Annotated in this window: 14 protein-coding genes, 1 tRNA gene and 3 rRNA genes; 11 read left to right on the top strand and 7 right to left on the bottom strand. The window is 59.8% G+C overall.

All coding sequences use genetic code 11. The features are described 5' to 3' along the window. Position 1 precedes the first annotated feature (1 nt). The 5 genes from M1E05_RS17515 to M1E05_RS17495 all read left to right on the top strand — a co-directional run bounded on the left by M1E05_RS17515 (position 2) and on the right by M1E05_RS17495 (position 10,371). Positions 2–3,733, top strand: a complete 3,732-nt coding sequence (locus M1E05_RS17515; RefSeq protein WP_461163722.1) for a 1,4-alpha-glucan branching enzyme — start codon at positions 2–4, stop codon at positions 3,731–3,733. A gap of 489 nt (positions 3,734–4,222) precedes the next feature. Further along, a 16S ribosomal RNA gene (locus tag M1E05_RS17510) occupies positions 4,223–5,746 on the top strand. Between the two features lie 564 nt (positions 5,747–6,310). Beyond that, positions 6,311–9,444 (top strand): 23S ribosomal RNA (locus M1E05_RS17505). A 228-nt stretch (positions 9,445–9,672) separates the two neighbouring features. Then, positions 9,673–9,789, top strand: a 5S ribosomal RNA gene (gene rrf, locus M1E05_RS17500). Together the 16S, 23S and 5S rRNA genes form the textbook arrangement of a ribosomal RNA operon. A 90-nt stretch (positions 9,790–9,879) precedes the next feature. Continuing rightward, positions 9,880–10,371, top strand: coding sequence for an SRPBCC domain-containing protein (locus M1E05_RS17495; RefSeq protein WP_461163721.1), 492 nt, complete (start codon positions 9,880–9,882; stop codon positions 10,369–10,371). A 20-nt stretch (positions 10,372–10,391) separates the two neighbouring features. Here the strand turns inward: M1E05_RS17495 and M1E05_RS17490 are convergent, their stop codons facing one another. Beyond that, positions 10,392–11,426 (bottom strand): LacI family DNA-binding transcriptional regulator, encoded by a 1,035-nt coding sequence (locus tag M1E05_RS17490; RefSeq protein ID WP_461163720.1) that lies wholly within the window; start codon positions 11,424–11,426, stop codon positions 10,392–10,394. A 3-nt stretch (positions 11,427–11,429) separates the two neighbouring features. Beyond that, positions 11,430–13,190 carry a glycoside hydrolase family 13 protein gene (locus M1E05_RS17485; protein WP_461163719.1) on the bottom strand — a complete coding sequence of 587 codons (1,761 nt, stop codon included), beginning with the start codon at positions 13,188–13,190 and terminating at the stop codon, positions 11,430–11,432. 341 nt (positions 13,191–13,531) lie between these two features. On the opposite strand from M1E05_RS17485, the gene M1E05_RS17480 reads away from it, so the two are divergent. Then, complete coding sequence (locus M1E05_RS17480; protein ID WP_458114419.1) at positions 13,532–14,872, top strand: FAD-binding oxidoreductase; 1,341 nt, start codon at positions 13,532–13,534, stop codon at positions 14,870–14,872. Positions 14,873–14,935: 63 nt separating this feature from the next. On the opposite strand, the gene M1E05_RS17475 is transcribed toward M1E05_RS17480, so the two are convergent. From M1E05_RS17475 to M1E05_RS17460, 4 genes are all read right to left on the bottom strand, one after another. Continuing rightward, complete coding sequence (locus M1E05_RS17475; protein ID WP_458113296.1) at positions 14,936–16,354, bottom strand: DUF4032 domain-containing protein; 1,419 nt, start codon at positions 16,352–16,354, stop codon at positions 14,936–14,938. Positions 16,355–16,589: 235 nt separating this feature from the next. Further along, a complete protein-coding gene (locus M1E05_RS17470; RefSeq protein ID WP_458113297.1) occupies positions 16,590–17,672 on the bottom strand; it encodes an ABC transporter ATP-binding protein in 1,083 nt (360 codons plus the stop codon). 210 nt (positions 17,673–17,882) lie between these two features. Beyond that, on the bottom strand, positions 17,883–18,770 hold the full coding sequence (gene otsB / locus M1E05_RS17465) for a trehalose-phosphatase (RefSeq protein ID WP_458113298.1): 888 nt from the start codon (positions 18,768–18,770) through the stop codon (positions 17,883–17,885). Next, entirely contained in the window at positions 18,760–20,160 is a 1,401-nt protein-coding gene (locus tag M1E05_RS17460) for an alpha,alpha-trehalose-phosphate synthase (UDP-forming) (RefSeq protein ID WP_458114420.1), read from the bottom strand. Before M1E05_RS17460 ends, otsB begins: the two co-directional genes overlap by 11 nt. 268 nt (positions 20,161–20,428) lie before the next feature. Between M1E05_RS17460 and M1E05_RS17455 the strand changes: the two genes are divergently transcribed. Next, positions 20,429–21,319: a DsbA family protein gene (locus M1E05_RS17455; protein ID WP_458113299.1), complete on the top strand. Its 891-nt coding sequence runs from the start codon at positions 20,429–20,431 to the stop codon at positions 21,317–21,319. Positions 21,320–21,520: 201 nt separating this feature from the next. Next, positions 21,521–21,594: transfer RNA gene (locus M1E05_RS17450), tRNA-Thr, on the top strand. Positions 21,595–21,600: 6 nt separating this feature from the next. Here M1E05_RS17450 and M1E05_RS17445 read toward each other — a convergent pair. Then, the gene (locus M1E05_RS17445; protein WP_461163718.1) at positions 21,601–21,948 is read right to left on the bottom strand and encodes a hypothetical protein; all 348 of its coding nucleotides are present in this window, start codon (positions 21,946–21,948) and stop codon (positions 21,601–21,603) included. A gap of 140 nt (positions 21,949–22,088) precedes the next feature. Here M1E05_RS17445 and M1E05_RS17440 point away from each other — a divergent pair, with 140 nt between their 5' ends. The 3 genes from M1E05_RS17440 (at position 22,089) to M1E05_RS17430 (ending at position 23,638) form a co-directional block, all read left to right on the top strand. Continuing rightward, positions 22,089–22,310, top strand: coding sequence for a hypothetical protein (locus M1E05_RS17440; RefSeq protein WP_461163717.1), 222 nt, complete (start codon positions 22,089–22,091; stop codon positions 22,308–22,310). A gap of 180 nt (positions 22,311–22,490) precedes the next feature. After that, positions 22,491–22,796, top strand: a complete 306-nt coding sequence (locus M1E05_RS17435) for a DUF4193 domain-containing protein (protein WP_309108736.1) — start codon at positions 22,491–22,493, stop codon at positions 22,794–22,796. 296 nt (positions 22,797–23,092) lie between these two features. After that, on the top strand, positions 23,093–23,638 hold the full coding sequence (locus M1E05_RS17430) for an AMIN-like domain-containing (lipo)protein (protein ID WP_458113302.1): 546 nt from the start codon (positions 23,093–23,095) through the stop codon (positions 23,636–23,638). Positions 23,639–23,645 lie beyond the last annotated feature (7 nt).

Below are 23,645 nucleotides of genomic sequence, written 5' to 3'. Positions count from 1 at the left end.
CATGAGGACAACAACACTCAACCCGCCACTCAGCGAACTCCTCACGGCCTGGCTTCCGTCCCAGCGGTGGTTCCCAGTTAAAGGCGCAGACTTTTCGCTTGCCCCCGTGGGCGGACTCACCTTGGAAGGAAGGGAAGGCAGCGGCCATGAAGTGTTCATGGTTGCGGTCACCTACTCAACTGCCGACGGCGCCAGCCGCACGGATGTGGTTCAGGTGCCCCTCAGCTACCGTGACCAACCCTTGCCGGGAGCCGAATCAGCCCTCGTAGGCGAAAGTGTCCACTCCGACCTGGGACACCGCTGGATCTACGATGCCGTGCACGACCGCGACTTCGTTTCTTCCTGGCTGGACCTCATGCGGACCGAGAGCACCGCCCCGGGCGGAACTGCCGAGGGCCACCTTGTGCCTTCGGGCTTTCGCCTGCCAACGGCCGAGGGCAAGGTCCGGGTCCTCTCCGGTGAGCAGTCCAACAGTTCTGTCATCGTGGACGACGGCGAATCGGCAGCAATCCTTAAGTTCTTCCGTGTTCTCACTGCAGGACGCAACCCCGAAGTGGAGGTGGGGGCAGCCTTGACTGCTGCCCGCACCGTCGAAGTGCCTGCCACCCTTGGCTGGGTCACCGGACAATGGGAAGCCCCGGTCACAGGACCGGATGGGGTGGCCGCCTCTCACATTGGGCAGGGAGAGGCGGTGCACGGGGAACTCGCCGTGGCCCACGAGTTTCTTGCCGGGGGGCTTGATGCCTGGCGCCTCGCAGTGGATGCCGCTACCAGCGGTAGGGATTTCTCCAGGGAAGCCCATGATCTTGGCGTGGCTACAGCCACCGTGCACCGAAGGCTCGCCGAGACCCTTGGTCTCACGGCTGAGTCCTCCCCGGGCCAGGACATCGCACCTGGGGTAGCCCAGCGCGTGCGGCAGTCCTGGGCGGAGGCCGGCACCGCCGTCGGGCCGTACGACGACGAACTGGCAGTCCTGCTCAAACGTCTGGACGGTTGTGAGGCAGGCCCGCTGCAGCGGATCCACGGGGACCTCCACTTGGGGCAGATTCTGCAGGTTCCCGGAACCGGAGAAGATCACGCCCGATGGGCGATTTTGGATTTTGAGGGTGAACCGCTGCGTCCCATTTCCGAGCGAAACCAGCCAGACGTCCCTCTCAGGGACGTCGTGGGCATGCTGCGGTCCTTCGACTACGCCGCCGGTGCAGCCGTCCGGGAAAAAGCAGGAACCGAAGTGCCCGTTTCCTGGGTGGATGACTGCGCCGAGGCGTTCCTCGCTGGCTATGCGGAGGTCACACCGGGAACGATTGACCGCGAATCCCCCTTGTTCGTGGCATTGTGGCTTGATAAGGCACTTTACGAAGTCGTTTATGAATTGCGGAACAGGCCAGGTTGGCTGGCCATTCCAGTGAACGCATCCCAGCGTCTCCTCAGCAGTACAGGCTCCGGCACATCCGCCGGAGCGGCAGCGGAAGGTAACAAGAACATGACAGGCTCAGCACGCACCGAACGGCCCGGGGCGCCTCTACACGTGAATCCCGATGTCCTGGCGAAAGTCGCTGCGGGGGAGTACCACGCTCCCCACTCCGTCCTGGGTGCACACCTGGACGACCACGGCCACGTCACCATCAGGACGGTGAAGCACCTGGCGGAGGCTGTTTCCGTTGTCACCGCTGCCGGAACTTTCCCCATGTCCCATGAAGCACACGGCATATGGGTCGCTGTCCTGGACCCCCTTGATCCCGGCCATGTTCCGGACTATCGCCTCGAGGTCACCTACGAGGACCGGTTGCCGCAGGCCACTGACGATCCTTACCGCTACCTCCCAACTGTCGGAGAAGTGGACCTGCACCTCATCGGCGAAGGCCGCCACGAAAAGCTCTGGGAAGTACTGGGAGCGCATGTCCAGAATTACGCCTCTTCATTGGGAGAGATCCGTGGCGTCTCCTTCGCCGTCTGGGCACCCAACGCAGAGGCTGTACGCGTGAAGGGCGATTTCAACGCGTGGGACGGGCGGGAGTACTCGATGCGCTCACTCGGTTCCTCAGGTGTATGGGAACTCTTCATCCCCGGCGTTGTAGCAGGGGCGTGCTACAAATTCGAAATTAAGACCAAGGCCGGTCATTGGGTCGAGAAGGCTGATCCCCTGGCCTTCGGCACCGAGGTTCCGCCGCTGACCGCGTCACGCGTTGTTGACTCCAGCTACAACTTCCAGGACGCCGAATGGATGGCTGCCAGGGCGGAGCGCGATCCGCATAACTCCGCCATGAGCGTCTACGAAGTCCACCTGGGCTCCTGGCGTGTGGGACTGGACTACCGCCAGTTGGCCAAGGAACTCGTGGAATACGTGAAATGGCTTGGCTTCACGCACGTCGAGTTTATGCCTGTTGCCGAGCACCCGTTCGGCGGATCCTGGGGCTACCAGGTCACATCGTACTTCGCCCCCACGTCACGTTTCGGGCACCCCGATGAATTCCGCCACCTCGTCGATGCCCTCCACCAGGCAGGCATCGGTGTCCTGCTCGACTGGGTCCCCGCACACTTCCCCAAGGATTCATGGGCGCTGGCGCAGTTCGACGGTCAGCCACTCTACGAGCACGCAGACCCCAACCTGGGCGAGCACCCCGACTGGGGAACACTCATCTTCGACTTCGGCCGGACTGAAGTGCGCAACTTCCTGGTATCCAATGCCCTCTACTGGCTGGATGAGTTCCATATTGATGGGCTAAGGGTGGATGCGGTCGCGTCAATGCTCTACCTGGATTACTCGCGGGAAGACGGCCAGTGGCAGCCCAACAGGTTCGGCGGCCGGGAAAACCTTGAAGCCATCTCCTTCCTCCAGGAAGCCAACGCCACCGTCTACAAGACCCACCCCGGTGCTGTCATGATCGCGGAGGAATCCACGGCCTTCCCCGGCGTTACCGCGCCCACCAGCCACAACGGACTGGGCTTCGGGATCAAATGGAACATGGGGTGGATGCACGATTCGCTCAAGTACATCTCCGAAAACCCAGTAAACCGTAAATGGCACCACGGCACTGTCACGTTCTCCCTTGTCTATGCCTTCACCGAGAACTTCCTTCTGCCCATCAGCCATGATGAAGTGGTGCACGGCAAGGGGTCGATGCTGCGCAAGATGCCCGGTGACCGCTGGCAGCAACTGGCCAACCTCCGTGCCTTCCTCGGTTTCCAGTGGGCGCATCCCGGAAAGCAGCTCATTTTTATGGGCACCGAATTCGGCCAGGAAGCCGAATGGTCCGAACAGCACGGCCTTGACTGGTGGCTTGCTGACATCCCTGCCCACCGTGGAGTTCAGCTCCTGACTAAGGACCTCAACGAGTTGTACAGCTCGACGCCGGCTCTGTACGAACGGGACAACGAACCCGGCGGCTTCCAATGGATCAACGGCGGTGACGCTGATCGGAACGTCCTCACCTTCATCCGCTGGGATACCAAGGGAAGTCCCGTGGTGGTGGCTGTGAACTTCTCCGGCGGCCCGCATCAGGACTTTGTGCTCGGGGTTCCGTCAGCAGGCGTCTGGGAGGAAGTTCTCAATACGGACGCGGTTGCCTATGGCGGTTCCGGGGTGGAGAACAAGGGCACCCTGAAAGCAACCGGGCCCGGCGTCGACGGGCAGCCGGCCAGCTTGAAAGTGACGCTGCCTCCGCTCGGGGCTGCTTACTTCAAGCCGGCTACCGACACCCTGCCAGGTTTGCCGCCGGCCATCGTGATGTAAAGAACGGCCTGCGGGAGCTGGTACAGCTGCCGAGACAACCAGTGGGAGCCCGGAATCGAGAGGATTCCGGGCTCCTTTTGGTCGGATGGCCCTCCTGGCTGAGAGGTTTTGTCTCCGGGGCAAAGTGGTGGTAACGTTAATACCCGCGCTGCTCCCCGGAGTTGGTCGGTGAAGATGACCCAGATGCCTCAGGCAAGAATGAGTCAGGATCCCCGATTTGACTAGGGTGAAGCTAGCGGGTAAGTTTGAAAAGTTGCTCCGGAGCGATCCACGGCTGGGTTTTGGTTGTGGTGGTGCCGGGTGTGTCTGTTGTTTGAGAACTCAATAGTGTGCCAAGTTTGTTGATACCAATTGTTTTATTGATTGGTTGAATTGGCCAGGTTGTCCACCCCGTGGATGGTCTGGTTTTTTTGGCTGGTTTCAAATTTTGTGCGGCCGGGTTTCCGCGTTTTCCCGTGGTTCCTGGTTGTGTTTCGTTTTTGTTTTACTTCAACGGAGAGTTTGATCCTGGCTCAGGATGAACGCTGGCGGCGTGCTTAACACATGCAAGTCGAACGATGAAGGGAGCTTGCTCCTGGATTAGTGGCGAACGGGTGAGTAACACGTGAGTAACCTGCCCTTAACTCTGGGATAAGCCTGGGAAACTGGGTCTAATACCGGATATGACTCCTCATCGCATGGTGGGGGGTGGAAAGCTTTTTGTGGTTTTGGATGGACTCGCGGCCTATCAGCTTGTTGGTGAGGTAATGGCTCACCAAGGCGACGACGGGTAGCCGGCCTGAGAGGGTGACCGGCCACACTGGGACTGAGACACGGCCCAGACTCCTACGGGAGGCAGCAGTGGGGAATATTGCACAATGGGCGAAAGCCTGATGCAGCGACGCCGCGTGAGGGATGACGGCCTTCGGGTTGTAAACCTCTTTCAGTAGGGAAGAAGCGAAAGTGACGGTACCTGCAGAAGAAGCGCCGGCTAACTACGTGCCAGCAGCCGCGGTAATACGTAGGGCGCAAGCGTTATCCGGAATTATTGGGCGTAAAGAGCTCGTAGGCGGTTTGTCGCGTCTGCTGTGAAAGACCGGGGCTCAACTCCGGTTCTGCAGTGGGTACGGGCAGACTAGAGTGATGTAGGGGAGACTGGAATTCCTGGTGTAGCGGTGAAATGCGCAGATATCAGGAGGAACACCGATGGCGAAGGCAGGTCTCTGGGCATTAACTGACGCTGAGGAGCGAAAGCATGGGGAGCGAACAGGATTAGATACCCTGGTAGTCCATGCCGTAAACGTTGGGCACTAGGTGTGGGGGACATTCCACGTTTTCCGCGCCGTAGCTAACGCATTAAGTGCCCCGCCTGGGGAGTACGGCCGCAAGGCTAAAACTCAAAGGAATTGACGGGGGCCCGCACAAGCGGCGGAGCATGCGGATTAATTCGATGCAACGCGAAGAACCTTACCAAGGCTTGACATGGACCGGACCGGGCTGGAAACAGTCCTTCCCCTTTGGGGCCGGTTCACAGGTGGTGCATGGTTGTCGTCAGCTCGTGTCGTGAGATGTTGGGTTAAGTCCCGCAACGAGCGCAACCCTCGTTCTATGTTGCCAGCACGTGATGGTGGGGACTCATAGGAGACTGCCGGGGTCAACTCGGAGGAAGGTGGGGACGACGTCAAATCATCATGCCCCTTATGTCTTGGGCTTCACGCATGCTACAATGGCCGGTACAAAGGGTTGCGATACTGTGAGGTGGAGCTAATCCCAAAAAGCCGGTCTCAGTTCGGATTGGGGTCTGCAACTCGACCCCATGAAGTCGGAGTCGCTAGTAATCGCAGATCAGCAACGCTGCGGTGAATACGTTCCCGGGCCTTGTACACACCGCCCGTCAAGTCACGAAAGTTGGTAACACCCGAAGCCGGTGGCCTAACCCCTTGTGGGAGGGAGCTGTCGAAGGTGGGACTGGCGATTGGGACTAAGTCGTAACAAGGTAGCCGTACCGGAAGGTGCGGCTGGATCACCTCCTTTCTAAGGAGCACCTACAGTCACCTTGCCTCATGTATGTGAGTGTGGAGGGGTTGTCAGGAGTAAAGGCCCATTGCGCAGGCGATTGTTCTGCGGTGGGTGCTCAAGGGTGGAATATCAACGAATAGGTGCCTGGTGGCACGGGCCGGTTATTAGTACGGATCCTGGTTGCTCTTCTCCTTTATTGGGGTGGGGTGCGGGGTTCAGGAAGGTTTCCGGTGCGGGTTGTTGGGTAGTGTTTGGCACACTGTTGGGTCCTGAGGCAACAGGGCCGGGGGAAGGGGTGACTCTTTGTCCGGGTTTGTTTGTTTCTGGTTTCCTGGTCGGACCGATCATGCACGTTTTTTGCTCCCTTTGGTGGGGGTGTGTGTGGGGTGTGTGGCATGGGGTTGTTGTTTGAGAACTACATAGTGGACGCGAGCATCTTTTATAAGAAGCAATTTCCAAGAATATGAACCTGGATCTGTGCTGCGGATGTGGTTGTGCTGTTCCCTTCGGGGTTTGGTGTGGCTGTGTTTGTGGTGTGGTTCCCATAGGTTCTCTCGAAATGTTTTTTTGATCTTTTGTGGTCAAGTTTTTAAGAGCACACGGTGGATGCCTTGGCATTAGGAGCCGAAGAAGGACGTAGGAATCTGCGATAAGCCTGGGGGAGTCGATAACCGGACTGTGATCCCAGGGTGTCCGAATGGGGAAACCCCGCCAGACGCGCGAGTGATCTGGTGACCCGCATCTGAACACATAGGGTGCGTGGAGGGAACGCGGGGAAGTGAAACATCTCAGTACCCGCAGGAAGAGAAAACAACAGTGATTCCGTTAGTAGTGGCGAGCGAACGCGGATCAGGCTAAACCGTTCCATGTGTGATAGCCGGCGGGCGTTGCATGGTCGGGGTTGTGGGACTTTCCGTTCTGTCTCTGCCGGGACAGTGAGGTGAGAGTACGGGCATAGGTGAACGGTCTTGAAAGGCCGGCCAGAGAGGGTGTGAGCCCCGTAACCGAAATGTTGTGTACCGCCTGGAGAGTATCCCAAGTAGCACGGGGCCCGAGAAATCCCGTGCGAATCTGTCAGGACCACCTGATAAGCCTAAATACTCCCTAATGACCGATAGCGGACCAGTACCGTGAGGGAAAGGTGAAAAGTACCCCGGGAGGGGAGTGAAACAGTACCTGAAACCGTGTGCTTACAATCCGTCGGAGCAGCCGCAGCTTGCTGTGTAGTTGTGACGGCGTGCCTTTTGAAGAATGAGCCTGCGAGTTAGTGTTACGTCGCGAGGTTAACCCGTGTGGGGAAGCCGTAGCGAAAGCGAGTCTGAACAGGGCGTTGCAGTGGCGTGATCTAGACCCGAAGCGAAGTGATCTACCCATGGCCAGGTTGAAGCGACGGTAAGACGTCGTGGAGGACCGAACCCACTTCAGTTGAAAATGGAGGGGATGAGCTGTGGGTAGGGGTGAAAGGCCAATCAAACTTCGTGATAGCTGGTTCTCCCCGAAATGCATTTAGGTGCAGCGTTGCGTGTTTCTTGCCGGAGGTAGAGCTACTGGATGGCCGATGGGCCCTACAAGGTTACTGACGTCAGCCAAACTCCGAATGCCGGTAAGTGAGAGCGCAGCAGTGAGACTGTGGGGGATAAGCTTCATAGTCGAGAGGGAAACAGCCCAGACCACCAACTAAGGCCCCTAAGCGTGTGCTAAGTGGGAAAGGATGTGGAGTTGCGAAGACAACCAGGAGGTTGGCTTAGAAGCAGCCATCCTTAAAAGAGTGCGTAATAGCTCACTGGTCAAGTGATTCCGCGCCGACAATGTAGCGGGGCTCAAGTACACCGCCGAAGTTGTGGCATTCAGATTTTTGCTAAGCCCTTGTGGTTCAGGCGTCTGGATGGGTAGGGGAGCGTCGTGTGGGCAGTGAAGTCGCGGTGTAAACCAGCGGTGGAGCCTACACGAGTGAGAATGCAGGCATGAGTAGCGAAAGACGGGTGAGAAACCCGTCCGCCGAATGATCAAGGGTTCCAGGGTCAAGCTAATCTGCCCTGGGTAAGTCGGGACCTAAGGCGAGGCCGACAGGCGTAGTCGATGGACAACGGGTTGATATTCCCGTACCGGCGAAAAACCGTCCATGCTGAACAGGGGATACTAACCGCCCGAGACCTGACCGATCACCCTTGTGGTGTGAGGTTTTTGGTGGAGCGCGGGACCTGATCCTGGGAGGTAAGCGTATTAACAGGTGTGACGCAGGAAGGTAGCCGAGCCGGGCGATGGTTGTCCCGGTCTAAGGATGTAGGGCGAACGGTAGGCAAATCCGCCGTTCATGATGCCTGAGATCTGATGGGACTCCCGTAAGGGGGGATTCGGTGATCCTATGCTGCCTAGAAAAGCATCGGCGCGAGGTTTTAGCCGCCCGTACCCCAAACCGACACAGGTGATCAGGTAGAGAATACTAAGGCGATCGAGAGAATTATGGTTAAGGAACTCGGCAAAATGCCCCCGTAACTTCGGGAGAAGGGGGGCCCCCATCGTGATGGACACTTGCTGTCCGGAGCGTGCAGGGGCCGCAGAGACCAGGGGGAAGCGACTGTTTACTAAAAACACAGGTCCGTGCGAAGTCGCAAGACGATGTATACGGACTGACTCCTGCCCGGTGCTGGAAGGTTAAGAGGACCGGTTAGCCGCAAGGCGAAGCTGAGAATTCAAGCCCCAGTAAACGGCGGTGGTAACTATAACCATCCTAAGGTAGCGAAATTCCTTGTCGGGTAAGTTCCGACCTGCACGAATGGAGTAACGACTTCCCCGCTGTCTCAACCATAAACTCGGCGAAATTGCAGTACGAGTAAAGATGCTCGTTACGCGCAGCAGGACGGAAAGACCCCGAGACCTTTACTATAGTTTGGTATTGGTGTTCGGAGTGGCTTGTGTAGGATAGGTGGGAGACGTTGAAGCCCGGACGCCAGTTCGGGTGGAGTCATCGTTGAAATACCACTCTGGTCACTTTGGACATCTAACTTCGGCCCGTAATCCGGGTCAGGGACAGTGCCTGATGGGTAGTTTAACTGGGGCGGTTGCCTCCTAAAAAGTAACGGAGGCGCCCAAAGGTTCCCTCAGCCTGGTTGGCAATCAGGTGTCGAGTGTAAGTGCACAAGGGAGCTTGACTGTGAGAGAGACATCTCGAGCAGGGACGAAAGTCGGGACTAGTGATCCGGCGGTACATTGTGGAATGGCCGTCGCTCAACGGATAAAAGGTACCTCGGGGATAACAGGCTGATCTTGCCCAAGAGTCCATATCGACGGCATGGTTTGGCACCTCGATGTCGGCTCGTCGCATCCTGGGGCTGGAGTAGGTCCCAAGGGTTGGGCTGTTCGCCCATTAAAGCGGTACGCGAGCTGGGTTTAGAACGTCGTGAGACAGTTCGGTCCCTATCCGCTGCGCGCGCAGGAAATTTGAGAAGGGCTGTCCTTAGTACGAGAGGACCGGGACGGACGAACCTCTGGTGTGTCAGTTGTACTGCCAAGTGCACCGCTGATTAGCTACGTTCGGATGGGATAACCGCTGAAAGCATCTAAGCGGGAAGCTCGCTTCGAGATGAGATTTCCATACACCTTGTGTGTGAGAGGCCCCCAGCCAGACCACTGGGTTGATAGGCCGGATGTGGAAGCGAGGACTAACGACTCGTGAAGCTGACCGGTACTAATAGGCCGATAACTTACACCACACACCACCCCCGCAAACGAACTTCAAAAGCGTTTGCACCCAGGGGGCGGTAAAAAGAAAACAAGACTGCTTGCGTCCACTATGTGGTTCCCAACCAACAAACCCGCACCACCGGTTTGCTGACAAGGGAACACAACTGAATAACAACACCACACCTGCCCCCCAAAGGGCAGAGAGAACATGTTGTAACCACCAGATTTCCCACCCCCAGGGGTACGGGACACAGGGTTACGGCGGTCATAGCGTGGGGGAAACGCCCGGTCCCATTCCGAACCCGGAAGCTAAGACCCACAGCGCCGATGGTACTGCACCCGGGAGGGTGTGGGAGAGTAGGTCACCGCCGGACATTATTTATGATTCAGGCCCCGACAAGGAATGTCGGGGCCTGAGTCTTTTAAGGGCCTGAGTCTTTTAGGGGCCGGTACAGTTGGTGACCATGAACAACCTCTTTAGCCACGCGCCCCTGGATGATGATCTACCGCCGGCGTCTGAAGCGCTCGAACCCATGGTGAACACCGTGGTGGTACCAGGCCCGGTTTCCCAGGCGTTCATTGGGTTCACGGAGCACACCCACCTGTGGTGGCCTATGGAAACCATCAGCGTCTTTGGCGTTGGATCCTATGTGGAGTTCGAAGAGAACCTCATACTCGAAACGGCCGCTGATGGCCGCACCTCCGTCTGGGGGTCGATTGACGATTGGCAGCCACCACTCTCCTTCCATGCCAGCTGGCACCCCGACAGCACTGCCGTCTGGTCCACAGAGCTCCGGGTCGCTTTCAAGGCTGTCAATGGCGGAACAGAGGTCAGGCTTGTGCACAGTGGCTGGGAAGGTTCTGACGATCCACTGCAGGCCCGTAGCAAGTGGATGGGGGCCTGGCCCCAAGTCTTGGGCCGGTTCGTCCGATTCATGGGCGGAGCAGCGGACTAGGACGAGCCCTTACAAACAAATTAGTGGCGGGTGCGCGGAGAATCCTCCGGGGGAACCGCGGTGCTGGACCTGATCAGGAACTTTGCAGGATACTCGGCCTCGGCGGCGACGTGGCCGGCATCGCCCTCGAGTCCCGAGAGCAGCATGTTAACAGCAAGGGAACCCTGGTCCCGTGCGCCCTGGTCAATGGTGGTCAGGCCAAACACCTCCCCGAGCTCGTGGCCGTCGAAGCCGATGACGGAAAGGTCATAAGGGATACGGAGGCCGAAATCGCGGGCAGCAAGAATTGCCCCGATAGCCATTTCATCGGACGCGGCAAAAATAGCTGTGGGGCGTTCCGCCGTGCTTCCCAGGAGTGCCCGCGCGCTGGCGTAGCCACCTTGGATGGTGAAATCGGCCGGGATATGCCACTCAGGGCGAACAGCGAGGCCGGAATCCCGCATAGCCTTCTCATATCCCCTTTGCCTGGTGCCGGGCAGTTCAAAATCCTGCTCATAAGCGGATCCACCCGTCAGATGCGCGATCCTGGTATGGCCCAAGCGGATCAGGTGATTGGTGGCGTCCGCCGCGAGGTCAAAATCATTAATCCTGATACTGGCGGCCCCGGGCAGTGTTCCGCCGATGCCAACGAGCGGTCTGTGGACGGCGAGCAGCTTGCGGATCTCGGCTTCGCTTAGCTTGAGAGCTACCGCAATGACGCCGTCCACACGCTTGCGCAGGAGGAAGTCGTTCAGGACACTGTGGCGATGCTTGGGCCCTTCACTGACGTTGTACAGCGTGAGGTCGTAACCGGCGTCGATCAGGGTCGCTGAAATGCCTTCCATCACCGAGGAGAAATACCAGCGGTGAACGGACGGAACCACCACGCCTATATTGTGGTTCCGTCCGGAGGCGAGGCTGGAGGCATGATAGGAAGGCACGAAACCCAGCTCGGCGGCGGCAGCCCGGGCGCGTTCCCGGCTGCGGGAGGAGACAGGTCCCTTCCCGCTCAGGGCGCGGGAAACGGTGGCGATGGAGAGGCCGGCCCGTTCCGCTACGTCCTTAATGCCGGCCATACTCTAGTTCTCCGCGTCCTCGACTGTGATCTTCATCCAAACAGTTTCATTTGAGCCTAGCCGATGTCCGAGGTCGGCAAGGGACTGGTCACTTACAGGTGCAGCAGACCCGCTACGCAGAAGCACCCTTCCCCCCGGCAAGTCCAGGGGCTCGTGGTTGAGATTCATCACGACCAGCGTGCTGCCATTGAGGTAGGCGAGGGATGAGGCAGTGCAGTAATTCTCCAACCAGGACAGGGAACCGGCGCCGAGCCCCAGTTCCCGTCGAGTGGAAAGCATGCGGCGGTACAGGTTCAGGTGCGACGATGGGGATGCAGCCTGAGCATCGCGGGCCAGTTGCTTGAAGCTTTCGGGCTGGGGGAGCCAAGGCTCCTGCCCATTGCCAAAGCCGTTGTGCGGCTCCTCTGCACTCCAAGGCAGGGGTACGCGACAGCCGTCCCTGCCCAGTCTTGCTCCGCCGGTCCGGGCAAAGGTGGGATCCTGCCGCTGGGCATCGGGGATGTCGATGCCGTCGGGGAGTCCGAGTTCCTCACCCTGGTAAAGGTAGGCGCCACCCGGAAGGCCCAGCATAAACATGGATGCTGCGGCTGCACGACGGCGGCCCAGGGCTTCGTCGGGCTGGTGATCCCAGACCCCTATGCCGTCTCCGTCCCGGGGTCCAGGGCCGTTGTAACCGAAGCGGCTGGCGTGGCGGATGACGTCATGATTGGAGAGGACCCAGGTGCTGGGGGCGCCCACGGCGTCGAGGGTGAGCAGCGATTCTGTGATGACACCGCGAAGGCGGTGGACATCAAGCCCTGCGTGAAGATAGGGGAAGTTGAAGGCCTGATGCATCTCGTCGGCACGGACCCAGTCAGCCAGACGCGGCAGCGGATCAACATTTGCCTCGGCGCAAAGGATCCTGTCCGGACCGTAGCTTTCCAGGATCTGGCGCCACCTGCGATAAATGGCGTGCAACGCAGGCTGCCCGAACATTGGGGCTTCATGGCCAGGGAATCCATCCGAGCTGCCGCCGTCCGCCCTGCCTCCCCAATCCGGAAGTCCGGGTGCTTTGACGAGCGCGTGCGCAACATCAACGCGGAAGCCCGAGACGCCGCGGTCAAGCCAGAAGCGCAGGACCCGTTCGAATTCTTCATGGACCGCCTGGTTATCCCAGTTGAAGTCCGGTTGGGAGGAGTCGAAGAGGTGGAGGTACCACTGTCCGGGAGTGCCGTCCGGCTCCGTGACCCGGGTCCAGGCAGGTCCGCCGAAGTGGGACCCCCAGTTGTTCGGCGGCTCTTCGCCCGAAGCGCCATTCCCGTCCCGGAAGATAAACATGTCCCGTTCAGGGCTGCCGGGAGCGGATGCAAGCGCGGCCTGAAAGGCTACATGCTGGTCAGAACAGTGATTCGGGACAAGATCCACAATGACGCGCAGATGCAGTCGGTTGGCTTCTGCAATCATTACATCGAAGTCGGTGAGCGTCCCGAAGAGGGGATCCACGTCGCAGTAGTCGCTGACGTCATATCCGGCATCCCGCTGGGGGGACCTGTAGAAGGGTGACAACCACACGGCGTCGACGTCGAGATCGGCGAGCTGCGGGAGCTCGGCGGTGATTCCCGCGATGTCTCCGATTCCGTCGCCATTCAGATCCCGGAACGAGCGTGGATACACCTGATAGATGACGGCGGAACGCCACCACCCCGGAGCCTCGTCTTTCCCATGAATCAGGGTCAGGGGTCCTGCGAGAGGAGCGGGCGTCTGAAGTAGAGAGTCGACTGACATGCATCGATGGTAGACCCCCTCGTGAAAAAACTGAAAACGCTTCCAGTAATGGGCGTCACACTAATGAATGGATTTTAGACGCGAAGCAAACTGATTATTTCCCTGAAACACGGCAAAATAGCGACTGAAGATCGTCAAGGTTCAACTTCAGGAATAAGCAGATAAACATTCCTGTCGACCTGTTTTATTGCCAAATAGTGGAAGCGTTTGCAGGCGATTTGGAGCTTGGTCAGTAACGTGACGGGTTCTCCCGCTTTGGGACCGGGCGCGGTCTAGACTGGAGTCCGGGTTGTGACAGGAAGCGAGGCAGTGTGTCCACGATTGTTGAAGGGTTGCGGAGCATGCTGGATCCCCGGAAGGTAGCCTCGGACGACTCGTCCCTCGCTGCTGTTGCGGTGGATCAGGCACCGGTGCTGGATTACCACCTTCCGGTGGCCGTTGTATGGGCGGAATCCGTTGATGACGTCCAAACAGTGGTCCGCCTCTGTGCCAGCCACGGCGTGCCGATCGTCGCCCGCGGGGCAGGGACCGGTGTCTCCGGCGGTGCCCACGCCAGCGAAGGCTGCGTTGTCCTGAGCCTTGAACGAATGGACCGCATCCTGGCTCTAAACCCGGAGGATGAGACAGCCGTGGTGGAGCCGGGCGTTATCAACTCCCGGCTGAACGATGCCGCCGCGGAACACGGCCTGATGTATGCACCGGACCCCGCAAGTTACAGGGTTTCCACAATCGGAGGCAACGTTGCGACCAACGCCGGCGGCCTCAGGTGCGCAAAATACGGTGTGACAAGGGACTCCGTCCTTGCCCTGGACGTCGTTCTGGCAGACGGATCGCTCCTGCACACCGGCCACCAGACGTTCAAAGGCGTTGCGGGCTATGACCTCACCGGGCTGTTTGTTGGCTCGGAGGGCACGTTGGGCATAGTTGTTGGCGTGACTGTCCGGCTCAGGTACCTTCCCCCTGAAGTTCAAACCATCGCTTCATTTCATCCCGACTTCAGAAGCGCAGCAGCCGGAGTCCTTGCGGTGGGTAAGGCGAGGGTCCAGCCGGCCATCATGGAATTGCTCGACGGCGCCACCCTGCGCCAGCTGGATGCCATCCATGGTTCGGACCTGAGCGCCAGGGGAGGATCCCTGCTCCTGATCCAGACCGACGGATTCGGCGCTGCCGTGGAAGCCGAAATCATCCGGGATGTTCTGACAGCCGGAGGGGCCTTGGTCAGCACAGCCTTCAGCGAGGAAGCCGAGAGGCTGGTGGCCCTGAGGCGCCACAGCCGCGGCGCTGAGGTGGACGACGAATACAGGGTTGGCGAAGACGTGGCTGTTCCGCGCTCGAGACTGGTGGACTATGTAGCCGCCCTGGAGCTGATGGCCGCAGAGTTCAACGTGATGCTCAAGGTCGTGGCCCACGCAGGGGACGGCAATCTTCATCCGACGTTCTGGGTGGAACGGACGGATGCCTCCGTAGGCGAGGATGACATGAAGCGGCTGAACGAGGCCTTGGACAAATCCATCTCCGTGGCCTTGGCCATGGGGGGAACCATCACCGGAGAGCACGGGATCGGCCAGTACAAACTGCGCTGGCTCGGGCTCGAGCAGCCCGAACCGCTGCGCAAGCTCCAGCACAGCATCAAAGAGCTCTTTGACCCCTTGGGAATCCTCAACCCCGGCAAGGCCATCTAAGCCATTCCACTTAACCCGCTAGTGCTAAAACTTCCGTGGATCGAAAGGCCGTTGCGATCTTAGTCAGTCGTCAACGTCGGGATATTCGTCGATGGATTCGTCGGCACCGTACCGTGATTCTTCAGTTTCCACTTCCAGGATTTTCAGAAGCTCGGTATCGGGATTCAGCATGATGGCTGCCTCGTCGCGGCGATGGCGCAGGATGGAGTCAATATAGGACTGAACGGCTTCGGCCAGCGGTATGTGGCGCTCCTGTTTTTCGGACATGTACCAGCGGTGCTCCAGGACCTCGTGAACCGCCTCGGCCGGCTCCAGCTTCCCTGAGAGATCCCGGGGAATGGAGCGGACGATCGGTTCGAAGATCTGGCTGACCCAAAGGTGGGCGCTGTATTCCTCGTCCATCCCGGGATTGTTGTCCGCGCGGAAGGTGTCCATGTCGTTGAGGAGGCGGCGGGCCTGGTTTTCCTGGGCATCCAGGCCCGTGAGGCGCAGCAGGCGGCGCTGATGGTGGCCGGCATCCACTACCTTGGGCTGCAGCTGGATGGTTGAGCCGTTCTGGGTGGTCTTGATGGCATATTCCTCCACATCAAAACCAAGTTCATTCAGGCGCCTGATGCGTGCGCCCACCCGCCACCGCTCGCCGAGTTCAAAGGATTCCTTCTCAGTGAGTTCTGCCCAGAGCCGGCGGTAGCTGTCCATAATGAGCTCGCTGGTGGCGACCGGGTCCACCTTGTCTTCGATGAGGCCACCGTCGAGGAGGTCCATCAGTTCTCCGGCGATATTCACCCTGGCAATTTCGAGATCGTACTCGCGCTGCCCGGTGGAGAGGTCAGGATAGAGTTCCCCGGTTTCAGCATCCACGAGGTAAGCAGCAAAAGCGCCGGCGTCACGGCGGAACAGGGTGTTCGACAACGAAACGTCGCCCCAATAAAAGCCGATGAGGTGAAGCCGCACCATCAGAAGTGCCTGGGCATCAATGAGGCGGGTGAGGGTGTCTTTTCGGAGCATCTGCGAAAACAGGGCCCGGTATGGCATCGAGAATTTCAGGTGCCGCGTGACAAGCACCGGGTTCAGCGGCCTGCCGTCAGGGGTGGTGCGGCCCGTGATGACCGCAACGGGTTCGACGCAAGGGACATCGAGCCGGGCGAGCTTGCGGAGCATGTGATATTCGTGGCGGGCGACGTGTTCGGAGGTCTCCTTGATGGCGATGACCGAATGACCGAGGTGTGCGAAGCGTACAATGTGCCGCGAGATGCCCCGGGGGAGGGCCGCGAGATTCTCCGCCGGCCATTCCTCCAACGCAATGTGCCACGGAAGGTCCAAGAGCTCGGGGTCGGCGGCTGCAGCGGTAATGCTCAGGGAACTCGATACGCCTGCGTGTTTTTCATCATTCGCGCTGGCCGCCTGGAACCGAGGCAGCTTCCCGATCTGGCCGTAGTCGGTCGGTTCGTCGTGCCATTGGGCATTGTTTTCCTCGGTCATGAAGCAATTCTTCCGTAGAGAGGGCCAGCGAGCCTAAATCCTGGTCAGGAACAGGCGTTAACGCCCGACGGCGGCCTTCCGGTGAGGAGGGCCGCCGTCGTTCATTTTGTTTTCCTGGGCCCACGCCGGCAGGGTTCCCTGGCCGAAGCGGAGCGAGGTTAGGGAACCGGTGGATGGGCCCACGCCGGCAGGGTTCCCTGGCCGAAGCGGAGCGAGGTTAGGGAACCGGTGGGGACTAGGCGCCCAGACGATCGCCTGTCTTGGTGTCGAACAGGTGTACGTGGCCCGACTGCGGCCGGACGTAGATGACCTCGCCCTTCATCGGGGGGCGGCGGCCGTCGACGCGTGCCACGATGTCGTGGTCCTTGCCGTCAAGCGTGGTGTGGCCGTAGACGTAGGCGTCGGCACCGAGCTCTTCGACGACGTCCACTTCAACCTTGAGGCCTTCTCCGGCGGGGGCCGTCTCGAGGTCTTCAGGGCGGGATCCCAACGTAACGGTGCTGCCGTGTGCCTCTTCGAGGACGTTGCGGGGAACGGGGTAAACCGTTCCACCGAACTGAACGCCGCCGTCGACGACGGGGAGCTCGAGGAGGTTCATGGCGGGGGAGCCGATGAAGCCTGCAACGAAAACGTTCTTTGGCTTGTCATAGAGGTTGCGCGGGGTGTCGACCTGCATCAGCAGACCGTCCTTGAGAACAGCAACGCGGTCGCCCATGGTCATGGCCTCAACCTGGTCGTGGGTCACGTATACGGTGGTGACGCCAAGACGGCGGGTCAGGGATGCGATCTGGGTACGGGTCTGGACACGGAGCTTGGCGTCCAGGTTGGAGAGCGGCTCATCCATGAGGAACACCTGCGGGTTACGCACGATGGCACGGCCCATGGCAACACGCTGGCGCTGGCCGCCGGACAGTGCCTTCGGCTTGCGGTCCAGGTACGGCTCGAGGTCAAGAAGCTTGGCGGCTTCGCGAACACGCTCGGCGCGCTCTTCCTTGGAAACGCCGGCGATCTTCAGTGCGAAGCCCATGTTGTCAGCAACAGTCATGTGCGGGTACAACGCGTAGTTCTGGAAAACCATCGCGATGTCGCGGTCCTTCGGCGGAACATCGGTGACATCGCGGTCGCCGATGAGGATGCGGCCGGCATTTACATCTTCCAGCCCCGCAAGCATGCGGAGGGAAGTGGACTTGCCACAGCCGGAGGGGCCAACGAGGACCAGGAACTCGCCATCGGCGATTTCAATGTTGAGCTTGTCAACAGCGGGCTTCTCTGTGCCCGGGTACAGACGCGTAGCGTTATCAAAAGTAACTGTTGCCACAGTTATCAATCCCTTCACCGGCAGGTACGTGCCGGACGATCCGTAGTGAATGGTTCATGTAATTCAGTTATATGCTCCCCGTTTTCCGCTAAAGGAAGCCGGGGAGCATCGAGTGACGCCGCACGGTTATGTGCGCCACATCACCTTGAAGAGTATGTCAGAAAAAGTGAATTCGGTCATAAATGTTACGAATGTCACGTGTGAGGTCTCTTACCCGGCGTTGTCCGGCTTGTCCGTTGCGGCACTTTCCGGATCAGCGCCGAGGGCCAGGCATCGGGTCCTTTCCCGAAGGAGCGCCTCAAGGAACTCTCCTACGTGGACGGGGGCCTCCACCCGAAACTCCGCCTGCGTAAAGTCGAAGCCGACTTTGACACCAAGGTCGCCGGGGACAAGCCGGCCCAGGGCGTCTTCGTCCGTGGTGTCGTCCCCCACAAAAACCACGGCTGTAGCGCCTGAGGACTGCCGCAGGAACTCCACGCCTTCGCCCTTGGAGGCATGGACCACGGACGTCTCCAGGACCCGCTTGCCGTTTTTCAGGTAGACACCATGCCGGTCCTGAAGTGCCGCCCGGGCGGCGGCAACAGCGTCTTCGGCGACGTCGTCCGAAGCCAGCCTCGTATGGAGCACGACCCCGGCAGGCTTGTCTTCAAGCAGGGTTCCGGGAGCGACGTCGACGATCTCTTCCAGGATCCTTCGGACGTCAGCGAGGAGGTCACGCTGTTCCGCGTCGAGGGTCAGTTGTGCAGAGTCCGGGCCCAGCCAGGCCTCTGCCCCGTGGCTTCCGATCAAAAGGGTTTCAGCGGGCGGTGATGCCACGGCCCGGAGGCTGTCGAGCGCTCTGCCCGAGATCAGTGCAGTGCTGGTGCGGGGGAGGGCCGCCAGTGCCGCGAAGGCGGCTGCCGATTGCGGGAGGGCGCGGGCGTCGTCGGCATGGTCCACCAGCGGTGCCATCGTGCCGTCAAAATCCATGGCAACCAGGAGGTGGTCGGTGCAGGCAATCCGGCGGATGGCATCCAGGAGCTCCGGAGCCAGGGTGAGCTGTGCCTTGCCTGCGGCTGGGGAGTCAGCGGCATCGGGCTGAATGGGATCAGGAGTCATCGCGGATTACTTTCTCGTTGAGCGCGCGCAGGAAGTCCGCAGACCAATGATCGACGTCGTGGTCAAGGATCTGACGGCGCATGGAGCGCATCCGCCTCGCGGCTTCCTTCTCTGTCATGTTCACGGCCCGCATGATGGTGTCTTTGAGTCCGTCAATATCGTGCGGGTTCATCAGGAGGGCCTGCTTCAGTTGGTCGGCCGCACCGGCAAATTCACTGAGCACCAGGGCGCCGTCATTGTTGGTGCGTGCCGTGACGTATTCCTTTGCCACCAGGTTCATGCCGTCACGCAGCGCCGTCACAAGCATCACGTCGGCGGCCAGATAGAGCGCCACCATCTCTTCTACCGGGTAGCTGTGGTGGAGGTAGCGGACGGCTGTGTTCTGGATGGTGTCGTAGGTTCCGTTGATGTGGCCAACGGTGCCTTCGACTTCCTCCCTCAGCAGCCGGTAGTGCTCCACCCGTTCACGGCTGGGGCTTGCCACCTGGATGAGGGTGGCATCCTCCACCTTCACCTTGCCTTCGTTCAGCAGTTCCTCGTAGGCCTTCAGCCGGTGCCTGATCCCCTTGGTGTAATCCAGACGGTCGACGCCGAGCATGATGATCTTCGGATTGCCCAGGTCCCGCCGGATCTGGCGGGCACGTTCAACGATCTCCGGCTTGGCTGCAAGTTCGCCGATGTGCTTGACATCGATGGAGATGGGAAAGGCCTGGGCGCGCGCGATGTGGGTGATTTCGCCGTCGCCGCCCTTTACATGGACCTGCTGCTGCTTAACGCTCGCACCAAGGAACCGGCGTGCGGACCGCATGAAGTTTCCGGCGTCGCTGTTTCTCTGGAAGCCCACCAGATCCGCACCGAGCAGGCCGTCGATGATCGCACGGCGCCAAGGCAACTGGGCGAAGATCTCGGGCGGGGGAAACGGAATGTGGTTGAAAAAGCCGATCCGCAGATCGGGCCTGGCCTCCCGGAGCAGGCGGGGAACCAGCTGAAGCTGGTAGTCCTGCACCCAGATAGTGGCCCCGTGTCCGGCGTGACGCACGACGGCGTCGGCGAACCGGCGGTTGACTCTGCGGTAGGCGTCCCACCAGGTACGGTGGAACTCCGGCGGGGCAATGACATCGTGGTACAGCGGCCACAGTGTCGCATTGGAGAAGCCTTCGTAATACAGCTCGACGTCGTCCTCGCTCAGCTGTACGGGAATCAGGTCCATGTTGTCGTGGCTGAACGGCTGGACGGTTTCATCAGGTGCTCCGTGCCATCCCACCCAGGCACCTTCGGTCTTGGTCATCATCGGGGCCAATGCCGTGACAAGTCCGCCGGGAGAGCGCCGCCAGCCGTCGCCGTCTTCCTTGGGGCAGCGGTCCACCGGCAGGCGGTTGGACACCACCATGAAGTCGTATTTAGCGGAAGATGCCCGGCCTTTTCCGGACGGCGCGCCACCTGCCTGTGCATCGTCTGTCCCGCGTGCAGGTCTGTGCATTGGTGCTCCCTGGGGTTGTTGTGGCTCAAATCCACCCTACTTGCACGGAATCTTCGGAGCTATTCGTCCGTTGGGAACGTGGAGGAGAAACTTGAAAGTGCAAGCTCCCAGCTTTCTCGCCTAAAATAGTGAAGTTGCTACCGGGTGGTCCCCGGACCCGATCGACACGAGGAACTTAATGAGCCCCGCAAACGAAGTCCGGAAGTCCAAGGCAGAACGCACTGCTGAGGCACGCGAGAATGCCCGCAAGATCCGTGAGGCACAGATGGCGAAAGACAAACGCAACCGCCTGCTGATCGGCTGGGGCATCGTGGTTGCCGTTGTGGCCATTCTGGCCGTGGTGGCCCTGGTTATCACAACGTCGATGAGGGACAACACTCCCATTGCGGACCAAGGACCAACCCCTGCCAACGCAAACGTGCATGGCGGTGTCACCCTGCTGGCCAATACAGAAGTTGCCAAGTCGGATCCCGCAACCGTCAACATTGCTGACATCCCGGCGGCCCCGGCTACACCGCCTGCGGAAATCAAAGCCCCGGGCGCTGACGCAGAAGCAGGCAAGCCCGTAAAAGTTGTGGTCTACATCGACTTCATCTGCCCCGTCTGCAAGAGGTTTGAGGACACGTACGGCGCCGACCTCACCAACCTCCGGAACGAAGGGAAGATCAGCCTGGAGTACCGTCCCTTGGGCTTCCTGGACAGCAAGTCGACCACCAACTATTCCTCACGCGCTGCCAATGCCGCCGCCTGTGTAGTCAACGAGTCCCCCGAGAAATACGCGGACTTCCTTAACACGCTGTTCGAAAAGCAGCCTGCTGAAGGCGGAGCCGGCCTCTCTGACAACGAGCTGAAGAAGCTTGCCACCGATGTGGGGGCAAAGAACATCGACAGCTGTGTCGACAACAAAGTATTCCGTCCTTACGTGAAGTACGCGACGCAGGCGGCCGCAGCAACAGGCGTCACGGGAACTCCGACCGCATTTGTTGATGGAAAGCAGTGGGGCAAGGGAGACAGCGCGAACGTCGACCTCATCCCGTTTGTCCAGACAGCGATCGACGCCAAGGGCTAACCTGAGGGATTCGATCCTGGGCACTAGCCCGGGCAGAGGCCCAGCTTCGGAAGATTCCGGAGCTGGGCCTATCGTTTTACCCCGCGGTTCTTGAACCTCAGGCCGGCCCCGTTTTTACCTGCAGCCCGTCCGTGGGATAACCTTGTCTAGCGCCGAATTGACGGACTGTTTCTGACGGCCTGTCGAATATGACGGCGCAACGCCTCCTTAGCTCAGTTGGCCAGAGCACCGCTCTTGTAAAGCGGGGGTCGTCGGTTCGAATCCGACAGGGGGCTCACTTTTTACTCCCCGTCAATCAGCTCAAGCAACTCTTTCGCTGCCTTGGCGATGTCATCGTGGTCGTACTGTGCGGCGCGGCTCTCAAGGGAGATGATCGCGCAACGGTGGGCTTTCTTAAAGTCGCCGAAGGGAAAGCTGACGCTCCCTTTTGTGCCCTCGGATTTCTCGCCGTCAAGTCCCAGATGCCATTTCGCGAAGTCGTCAAAACCGTGCTTGTCGAGGTACTTGTTTTCGTCATCAGTGGAAGGCGCATGCTCGCTCCAGTCGTCACGGATATCCCGTTCGACTTTCCCCTTCTTGATGAGGCTGCGCGCGTGCTCCAGTGCCCTCTTGTTCAGCTTGACGGCCATGGCTTTGCCTCCAGCGTTCCGTATAGGTGTACCAGCGGTTCGAGTTCCTTATGCAAAGCTAAACCTTCTGTGCGGGGATGTAACCCTGGGGAGATCGTGCGGAAACGTCCCCACAATAATTCGGCCCTAGTTTGGTCAGCATGACGAAAAGGACGTTGCCGCGGACGCGGTCATGGTTGCGGTCCCTGGTCGAGCGGGATACGGCGCCGGCCTTGTCCGGCCCCGCCATGGAAGGCAGGTCTTACGCGGAACTGGCCGACGTCACCCGCTGGGCATGGTTGCCGGCGCTCAGTGGTGTATCGCTGGCCGGGGACCATGCCAGGAAGGCCCATGAAGCAGCGGTCAACGCTCCTGAGGAGTGACCGTCTGAGGCGAGGGTTGCCACCTTGTTCGGCGCCTTGGCTTTGCGACTTAAACTGTCTTCTGCCGACGTAATTTGTTGGGTTGAACACACTATTCTTCAACTCACGTGGTAATGGCCTAAACTGCTTCACTGAGGTGCCTGAAATGGCGCTGCGCAGCAACGAAAGTGAACCCCCGCTATGGCTACCGATTACGACGCCCCACGCAACAAGACAGAAGAAGAATCCCCCGCTGAATCGCTGGAGGCCCTTCAGGCGTCTCGTGGCGGCGGCGCGCAGACCGCTGTGATCGACGTCGACGAGAATGATACGGCCGAGGGCATTGACCTTCCCGGCGCTGATCTCTCGGGCGAAGAACTGATGGTCATTGTTGTACCCGAGCAGTCGGATGAATTCACCTGCTCGTCCTGCTTCCTGGTCCGTCACAGGTCACAGGTTGCCCTTGAAAAGAACGGCATGAAGTACTGCCGCGACTGCGAAGGCTAGAAGGCCGCAACAGCGGTCACGGACTGCACCTTTCCCAAACTAAACAGCAACAGCACAAGCGCCGGCCGTCCATCGAGGACGCCGGCGCTTCGTCGTCGTTATTCGAGGTAACGAAAACGGTCATAAAGGCGGGCAGGAAAGGGTCATTGGGGGCCCGAACCGCCCGGTTCATTACAGGCTTGTGACCATCAAAACCTGCTGTTAACGGTTAGGTGCCGAAGCGGATACATCCCTCGGCTGCCGCGCTTTCCGCTCCTACGCTTGAGGTATCCAATTCACTCGAGGGGGTGGCCCAAATGAAAAAAATTCATGCGTGGCTCGTTGCCATTCTTATGGCAGCCGGGCTAGGCCTATTGGCACCGGGGCCCGCCTCGGCTGCTGCATACTGCGGGCAGGTGTGGGGGTCAACGACGGAATCCAATCCGGCAATGAGCACCGCGTCTGTCACCAACGTCCGGACGGGGCGCCACTATTGCTTTGACCGGCTGGTTGTTGACCTCAACGGTCCGGTCGCCGGCTATACGGTGAGTTACGTCCCAGCAGTTGTTCAAGATGGCTCCGGTTTTACCATTCCGGTAAACGGCGGCGCGAGGATCCAGGCTACGGTCAACGCTCCGTCCTACGACCAGAACAACAACCCAACCTATAACCCGCCAGCCAAGGCTGAACTCTCCAATGTCTCGGGCTACCAGACCTTCCGGCAAGTAGTTTTTGCAGGAAGCTTTGAAGGCTACACGAGCATTGGCCTGGGTGTCCGGGCGCGGCTTCCGTTCCGCGTCTTCACCCTGGACGGTCCGGGCGCCGGTTCCCGCCTTGTCGTCGACGTCGCGCATTTCTGGTGATCGGATA

This window comes from Arthrobacter sp. R4-81 (assembly GCF_054792365.1).
Note: the sequence above shows the minus strand (reverse complement) of the source record. Positions and strands in the feature narration are given on the sequence as shown.